The organism is Verminephrobacter aporrectodeae subsp. tuberculatae At4 (assembly GCF_000193225.1).
Lineage (GTDB): Bacteria > Pseudomonadota > Gammaproteobacteria > Burkholderiales > Burkholderiaceae_C > Acidovorax > Acidovorax aporrectodeae.
On record NZ_AFAL01000032.1, the window covers coordinates 1 to 7,312 of the forward strand.

The window sequence follows — 7,312 nt, forward strand, 5'->3', positions numbered from 1 at the left end:
CCCATGGCGGTGGCCATCGTGGCGCAGACCGGCAATATGTATAACGGCCTGTGGTACCCCATCATCATCGCGGGGGCCACCGTCGTGATTGGCGGCTTGTTCGTCAAGGAAACCAAGGACGTCGATATCTACGCCGGCGACTGAGCATCGGCTCTGACCCGGACAGGAGCGCCCGGTGCATCGACGCACCGGGCGGTCTCATGGGGGGCGCTGGAGGCCATCATTTCTGCAATGCCTGCAGCAGTTTGGCGTGGATTGCGCCAAAGCCGCCATTGCTCATGCACACCACATGGTCCCCGGGGCGGGCCGCCTGGAGCAACTGGGCGAGCAGGGTGTCGATGTCGGGGGCGATCTGCGCGCGCAGGCCGGGGCCCACGCCCAGCGGAGCCAGCGCCTGCGCTGCGTCCCAGTCCAGCCCTGCCGTGTGGCAGAACGCCAGGTCGGCGGGTTCCAGCGCCCACGGCAACCGGTTCTTCATGGCGCCGAGCTTCATGGTGTTGCTGCGCGGCTCGAACACCGCCAGGATGCGGGCCTCGGCGCCCAGTCTGCGGCGCAGCCCGTCGAGCGTGCTGCGCAGTGCCGTGGGGTGGTGCGCGAAGTCGTCGTACACGGCGATGCCGCCGACCGTACCGCGCAGTTCCATGCGCCGCTTCACGCTCCGGAACGAGGCGAGCGCGGCCGCCGCCTGGCCGGGGTCCACGCCGACATGCTCGGCCGCGGCGATGGCGGCCAATGCGTTGAGCTGGTCGTGCACGCCGGCGAGCGCCCATTGCACCCGGGCCACCGGCCGGCCCTGGTGCAGCACGTCAAAGGACTGGGGATCGCCTTGTGCGAAAAAGTCGTTCGCCGCGGCGCCGAAACGGCGCACCTCGCTCCAGCAGCCCCTGTGCAGCACGCGCGTGAGGCTCTCCTCCAGTCCGTTCGCGACCACGCGACCCGACGCCGCAACGGTGCGCACCAGGTGATGGAACTGGCGCTCGATCGCGGCGAGGTCGTCAAAGATGTCCGCGTGGTCGAATTCGAGGTTGTTCAGCACGGCGGTGCGCGGGCGGTAGTGCACGAACTTGCTGCGCTTGTCGAAGAAGGCGGTGTCGTATTCGTCGGCCTCGATGACGAACAGCGGCGCCGCCCCCAGCGGGGCGTTGGTCGGGGTCGGGCGGCGTGGCGCGCCGAGCCGGGCCGACAGGCCAAAGTTCAGCGGCACGCCGCCAATCAGAAAGCCGGGCCGCTGCCCTGCATGCTCCAGAATCCAGGCCAGCATCGACGCGGTGCTGGTCTTGCCGTGCGTGCCGGCGACCGCCAGCACATGGCGGCCCTGCAGCATATGCTCGGCGAGCCACTGGGGCCGCTGGTGTAGGGCTGGCCTGCATCCAGAATGGCTTCCATCAGGGGAAACTTGGGCGCGCCGTCGGGCAGGCGGGCGCGGCTGACCACGTTGCCGATGACGAATACGTCGGGCGCAAGCGCCATCTGGTCGGCGCCAAAACCCTCGATCAACCCGATTCCCAGCGCCCCGAGCTGCTCGCTCATGGGGGGGTAGACCCCCGCGTCGCAACCCGTCACCTTGTGCCCGGCTTCGTGTGCGAGCGCTGCGAGACCGCCCATGAACGTGCCGCAGATGCCCAGGATATGGAGGTGCATGGGCGCGGATTCTAAGGCCGTCGGGGATCCCTTCTGCAGAATGCAAAAGGGCTTGCGGTGCATGTCTTGCAAGCACCATTTGCCATGAAAAATGGAGTGAACGCAATGACCGGGCGCCGCGCCGCATGCTGGCTGCGGGGGATGCCGGTTGGTCGCCCCCGCGGTTCAAGCCACAATGCCGTCTCCTGCTGTTGTCACGCGCTGCCATGCACACCTCTTTGAGCGACGAAATTGCCTGCACCGCGGCCCGGCTGGTGGTGCAAGAGGGGCTCGAATGGGGTCCGGCGAAGCGCCGGGCGCTGCGTCAGATGGGGCTGCCGGGGCGCACGGCGTTGCCCGACAACGCCCGGGTCGAGGCGGCGGTGCGCGAGTACATCCAGCTTTTCTGCGCCGACACGCAGCCGCGCGAGCTGCGCGCCCTGCGCCAGCTCGCGCTGGTGTGGATGGAGCGCATGGCGGCCTTTCGCCCGCACCTGGGCGGGGCGGTCTGGCATGGCACGGCCACGCGCTTGTCGGATATTTATTTGCAATTGTTCTGCGATGACTCCAAGTCGGCGGAAATTGCGCTGATGGACCAGCGTGTCGGCTACGAGCCCCGCAGGGTGTCGGCGGGCTTGCGCGGTGAATCGGTGGAGGCGCTGAGCCTGGGCTGCAGGTCGCCCGAGCTCGGCGAGATGATCGGGGTGCATCTGCTGATCCAGGACCTCGACGACCTGCGTGGCGCCCTGCGGCCTGGCGCCCGGGGCCGCGTGCCGCGCGGCGACGTGAGCGCCGTGCGCCGCCTGCTCCAGGACACTAACGAACCCCCAGCCACATGACCCGTCGCGCCGAAATCCCCGAACCCGTCCCTGCGGCGTCGAACCCGCCTTCGCCCGTGCGCCGGCGCCTTTTGTACGCGGGCGTCGCGGGCGCGGCCGCCTTGGGCGGGGGGGGCCTGGCGTGGTGGAGACTCCAGCCGCAGGCCCCGGACTCTGGTGCGCAGCAGGCGCTTTGGGCCATGGAATTCGAGCAACCCGGGGGGGCGGTCGTGGCGCTGAAGTCTTTCGCGGGCCGGCCGCTGCTGCTCAACTTCTGGGCCACCTGGTGCCCGCCCTGCGTGGCGGAACTGCCCATGCTCGACGCCTTTTATCGCGCGCATTCCGCCCAAGGCTGGCAAGTTCTGGGGTTGGCCGTGGACCAGCCCCCGGCCGTGCGCAAATTCCTGCAGCACCGCCCGCTGGCATTCCCCGTGGGGCTTGCGGGAGCCGGTGGCGTGGGCCTGGGGCGGTCCCTGGGCAATCTGACAGGGGGGCTGCCATTTACTGTGGTGCTGGGGGGCGACGGGCGGGTGCGGCACCGTAGAATGGGGCCGCTGAGTGCGCGGGATCTGCAACTGTGGTCCTCCCTGCGCTAGTATCCTGCCCCGCCCCGCAAATATCCGCGCGGCAGGATTCCAGGCCCCCGCAGTTCCCGGTGCACCGTCCAGCGCGCATGGCCATACCGGAGTTCACGAAAAATACGCGTCGATGACTGCGGTAGGGTGAAATTGGAGTAAATTCGCGCCCTCTTGTTTGATAGCCATTGGAGCGCCCATGGATCTGCGAAAGCTCAAAACCCTTATCGACCTCGTGTCCGAGTCGAATGTCTCGGAGCTCGAAATCACGGAAGCGGAGGGCAAGGTGCGCATCGTCAAAAGCGGTGCCACCGGGGTGCAGCATGGCGCCGCCGCGCCGGCGCCTGTCGCCGCCCCGGTGGTCGAACTGCCGGTGGCTGCGGTGCCCGCGGGCCATATCGTCAAGTCGCCCATGGTGGGCACGTTCTACCGTTCTCCGAGCCCCGGCGCCAAGGCCTTCGTCGAAGTCGGCAGCCAGATCAAGGAGGGCGAGACCATTTGCATCATCGAGGCCATGAAGATTCTCAACGAGATCGAGGCCGACAAGTCGGGCACGGTGACCCGCATCCTGGGCGAAAACGGCCAGGCCGTGGAATACGGACAGCCGCTGTTCGTCATCGAATAAGGCGCGCATGTTCAAGAAAATTCTTGTCGCCAACCGCGGCGAAATCGCGCTTCGCATCCAGCGCGCCTGCCACGAACTGGGCGTGAAGGCGGTGATGGTCTACTCCGAGGCGGACCGGGACGCCAAGTACGTGAAGCTCGCCGAAGAGGCCGTCTGCATCGGCCCCGCACCGTCGCACCTGAGCTACCTGAACATGCCGGCCATCATTTCGGCCGCCGAGGTGACCGACGCCGAGGCGATTCACCCCGGCTACGGTTTTCTGTCCGAGAACGCCGACTTCACCGAGCGCGTGGAAAAGAGCGGCTTCCAGTTCATCGGCCCCACGCCGGAATCGATCCGCACCATGGGCGACAAGGTGTCTGCCAAGCAGACCATGATCCGCGCCGGCGTGCCTTGCGTTCCGGGCTCCGAGGGCGAACTGCCGGACGATCCGGTCCAGATCCGCCGCATCGCCAGGACCGTGGGCTATCCCGTGATCATCAAGGCCTCGGGCGGCGGTGGCGGCCGCGGCATGCGCGTGGTGCATACCGAGGCCGCGCTGATCAACGCCGTGCAAATGACCCGGGCCGAGGCGGGTGCCGCGTTCGGCAACCCGGCGGTGTACCTGGAGAAGTTCCTGCAGAACCCGCGCCACATCGAAATCCAGGTTCTGGCCGACAAGCAGCGCAACGCGGTGTACCTGGGCGAGCGCGATTGCTCCATGCAGCGCCGCCATCAGAAGGTGATCGAAGAGGCGCCGGCGCCCGGAATCCCGCGCAAGCTGATCGAAAAGGTCGGCGAGCGCTGCGTCGCAGCCTGCAAGAAGATTGGCTACCGCGGGGCGGGAACCTTCGAGTTTCTGTACGAGGACGGCGAGTTCTATTTCATCGAAATGAACACCCGCGTGCAGGTCGAGCATCCCGTGACCGAATGGATCACCGGGGTGGACATCGTCAAGACCCAGATCATGGTCGCCGCCGGCGAGAGGCTGCCCTTCACGCAGCGCCAGATCGAAATCCGGGGCCATGCCATCGAATGCCGGATCAACGCGGAAGACCCGTACAAGTTCACCCCTTCGCCGGGGCGCATCACCACCTGGCATCCGCCGGGCGGCCCCGGTGTGCGTGTGGACTCGCATGCCTACACGAACTACATTGTTCCGCCCCACTACGACTCGATGATCGGCAAGATCATCGTGCACGGAGACACCCGCGAGCAGGCCCTGGCACGCATGCGCACGGCGTTGTCGGAGACGGTGATCGAAGGCATCAACACGAATGTTCCGCTGCACCGCGAACTGATGGTGGACGCCAATTTCATGACCGGCGGGACGAATATCCACTACCTGGAAGAGTGGCTGGCGCAGCACCCGCGGTGAGCATGGCACTTCCGCGAGGCCTTGCGATGTTTGAACTGAGTCTGCTATGCCCCGAAGACCGGGTCGAGACGCTCGGCGACGCACTCGACGCACTCGACGCGCTGAGCGTTTCGGTGGAGGACGCCGACGCCCGCACGGACGCCGAGCAGGCCCTGTTTGGCGAGCCGGGAATGCCGCCGCCCAGGCAGGGCTGGCAGCGCAGCCGCGTCGCCGCGTTGTTCGCCAACGAGGCGGCGGCCCAGCAGGCGCAGCAGTTGCTGGAGGTGCAGGACTTTCTCGCGGGCTGCCGGGTGCTGGGCGTCACGCAGGTGGTCGAGCAGGACTGGGTGCGGCTGACGCAGTCGCAGTTTGCCCCGGTGGACATCACGCCCGATTTCTGGATCGTTCCCACCTGGCATGAACTGCCCGCGCAGGCGCGGCGCAGCATCCGGCTGGATCCGGGGCTGGCCTTTGGCACGGGCACCCATCCCACCACGCGCATGTGCCTGCGCTGGATCGCGCGCCGTGGTGCGACCCGGCCCGCGTCGGGCAATCCGCTCGGGCGGGTTCTGGACTACGGCTGCGGTTCGGGCATTTTGGCCATTGCCGCCGCCAAGTTCGGTGCCACGGAGATCGATGCGGTCGATATCGATCCCGCGGCGCTCGACACCACGGCCCGCAATGCGCAGGCCAACGGGGTGCAACTGCACGCCGGGCTGCCGGACAGGGCGCAGGGCCGATACCAGACGGTGCTCGCGAATATCCTGGCCGCACCGCTGCGGGTGCTTGCGCCCCTGCTCTGTGCGCATGTGGCGCCGGCGGGAAATCTGGTTCTGGCGGGAATTCTGGAGCGCCAGGTTGACGAACTGAAGGCGGCCTACGCCCCCTGGGTGCCGCTGGAGGTCGCCGACGTCGAAGACGGCTGGACGCTGATGACGGCCACGCATTGAACGGATGCGTCTGCGCTCCCGCAGTTTCATGCGCCGTGATGCGCGGGGCAGGACACTAGAATGCAGCGCTGATGAGCCTGATCACCCGATGTCCGTCCTGTGCCACCTCCTTCAAGGTGGTGGCGGACCAGTTGCGCATATCGGAGGGATGGGTGCGCTGCGGTGAATGCAACGAGGTGTTCGATGCCTCGGCGCATCTGCTGGCGGTGGCGCCTGCGCCACCAGCACCAGCGGGCCCGCACCCCGAGGAAGCCGCGCCTGTGCCTGCCTGGGTCCAGCGCGGGTCCTTCGACTTGGACTTTGAAGCGGCCAGCCCACCGCACCATGCAGCATTCACAAACCCCGTCCATATCGAGCAAGACGACGCGCAGGAGCACGACCCGCCGCCCGGCTTCGTGCGCGCCGCGCAGCGCAAGGCCTTCTGGCGCAAGCCCGCGGTGCGCGCGCTGCTCGGTGTGGCGCTCCTGCTGTCAGTCCTGGGGCTGGCGCTGCAGATTGCCGTGCACGAGCGCGATCGCATCGTCGCCATGGACGCGCGTGCGCGGCCGTGGCTGATGCTGCTGTGCGCGCCGCTGCGGTGTGAAATTTCCCCGCCGCGCCAGATTGCCGGCGTGGTCATCGACAGTTCGTCGTTCAACAAGGCCCGGGGGGACAGCTACCAACTGGCTTTCACGATAAGGAGCAGGGCGGCGATTGCGCTGGCCATGCCCGCGATCGAATTCACCCTGACCGACGCGCTGGACCAGCCCGTGCTGCGGCGGGTTCTGCTGCCAACGGACATGGCGGCGCCTGCGGAACTGCCGGCGATGGGCGAATGGAGCGCATCGGTCGCGGTGATCGTGACCACCGGCGGCGCGCGGGTGGCGGGGTACCGGCTGCTCGCGTTCTACCCCTGAAATCCTCTACCCAAGCTCTCCTTCAACATGGCGGTCCTGATTTGCGGTTCCCTGGCGTTCGACAGCATCATGTGCTTCGAGGGGCGGTTTGCAGAGCAAATCCTGCCCGACCAGTTGCACATCCTGAATGTGTCTTTTCTCGTGCCCTCCTTGCGCCGCGATTTCGGCGGGTGCGCGGGCAATATTGCCTACAGTCTCAAATTGCTCGGAGGCGAGCCCTTGCCCATGGCCATGCTGGGCAGCGACGGGGCAGACTACCTGCAGCACCTGGAGTCGCTGGGAATCAGCCGGCGCCATGTGGGCCAAGTGCAGGACACCTATACCGCGCAGGCCATGATCATGACGGACCGTGACAACAACCAGATCACGGCCTTTCACCCCGGCGCGATGGCGCAGGCGCATGCCAACCGCATCGAGCCTGGCGCGGGCGCGGGCCTCGGGATTCTTGCGCCCGACGGCCGGGCCGCGATGCTCGAGCACGCCGCGCAGTTT

General features: G+C 67.3%; 7 protein-coding genes and 1 pseudogene. 7 read left to right on the top strand and 1 reads right to left on the bottom strand.

Translation table 11 applies throughout. The annotated features are described in order from the left end of the window. Positions 1–220: 220 nt before the first annotated feature. Positions 221–1,641, bottom strand: a pseudogene (mpl, locus tag VTU_RS25220) (UDP-N-acetylmuramate:L-alanyl-gamma-D-glutamyl-meso-diaminopimelate ligase). 206 nt (positions 1,642–1,847) lie between these two features. On the opposite strand from mpl, the gene VTU_RS0101130 reads away from it, so the two are divergent. The 7 genes from VTU_RS0101130 to VTU_RS0101160 all read left to right on the top strand — a co-directional run. After that, a complete protein-coding gene (locus VTU_RS0101130; RefSeq protein WP_029553983.1) occupies positions 1,848–2,459 on the top strand; it encodes a hypothetical protein in 612 nt (203 codons plus the stop codon). Then, positions 2,456–3,034, top strand: coding sequence for a TlpA family protein disulfide reductase (locus VTU_RS0101135; RefSeq protein ID WP_010100008.1), 579 nt, complete (start codon positions 2,456–2,458; stop codon positions 3,032–3,034). The genes VTU_RS0101130 and VTU_RS0101135 overlap by 4 nt, the downstream gene beginning before the upstream one ends. 178 nt (positions 3,035–3,212) lie before the next feature. Next, complete coding sequence (accB, locus tag VTU_RS0101140) at positions 3,213–3,638, top strand: acetyl-CoA carboxylase biotin carboxyl carrier protein (protein ID WP_010100009.1); 426 nt, start codon at positions 3,213–3,215, stop codon at positions 3,636–3,638. 7 nt (positions 3,639–3,645) lie between these two features. Further along, entirely contained in the window at positions 3,646–4,995 is a 1,350-nt protein-coding gene (accC, locus tag VTU_RS0101145) for an acetyl-CoA carboxylase biotin carboxylase subunit (protein ID WP_010100010.1), read from the top strand. A 26-nt stretch (positions 4,996–5,021) separates the two neighbouring features. Further along, positions 5,022–5,924, top strand: coding sequence for a 50S ribosomal protein L11 methyltransferase (gene prmA / locus VTU_RS0101150; protein ID WP_010100011.1), 903 nt, complete (start codon positions 5,022–5,024; stop codon positions 5,922–5,924). Between the two features lie 71 nt (positions 5,925–5,995). Continuing rightward, positions 5,996–6,820 (top strand): zinc-ribbon and DUF3426 domain-containing protein, encoded by an 825-nt coding sequence (locus VTU_RS0101155; protein ID WP_010100012.1) that lies wholly within the window; start codon positions 5,996–5,998, stop codon positions 6,818–6,820. Positions 6,821–6,847: 27 nt separating this feature from the next. After that, the coding region (locus VTU_RS0101160; RefSeq protein WP_010100013.1) for a PfkB family carbohydrate kinase at positions 6,848–7,312 on the top strand (465 nt) is incomplete at its 3' end.

What these genes read in the sequence shown, in the direction of transcription:
- VTU_RS0101130 (WP_029553983.1), top strand. Translation starts at nt 1,848, where the DNA reads ATGCACACCTCTTTGAGCGACGAAATTGCCTGCACCGCGGCCCGGCTG.
- VTU_RS0101135 (WP_010100008.1), top strand. Translation starts at nt 2,456, where the DNA reads ATGACCCGTCGCGCCGAAATCCCCGAACCCGTCCCTGCGGCGTCGAAC.
- accB (WP_010100009.1), top strand. Translation starts at nt 3,213, where the DNA reads ATGGATCTGCGAAAGCTCAAAACCCTTATCGACCTCGTGTCCGAGTCG.
- accC (WP_010100010.1), top strand. Translation starts at nt 3,646, where the DNA reads ATGTTCAAGAAAATTCTTGTCGCCAACCGCGGCGAAATCGCGCTTCGC.
- prmA (WP_010100011.1), top strand. Translation starts at nt 5,022, where the DNA reads ATGTTTGAACTGAGTCTGCTATGCCCCGAAGACCGGGTCGAGACGCTC.
- VTU_RS0101155 (WP_010100012.1), top strand. Translation starts at nt 5,996, where the DNA reads ATGAGCCTGATCACCCGATGTCCGTCCTGTGCCACCTCCTTCAAGGTG.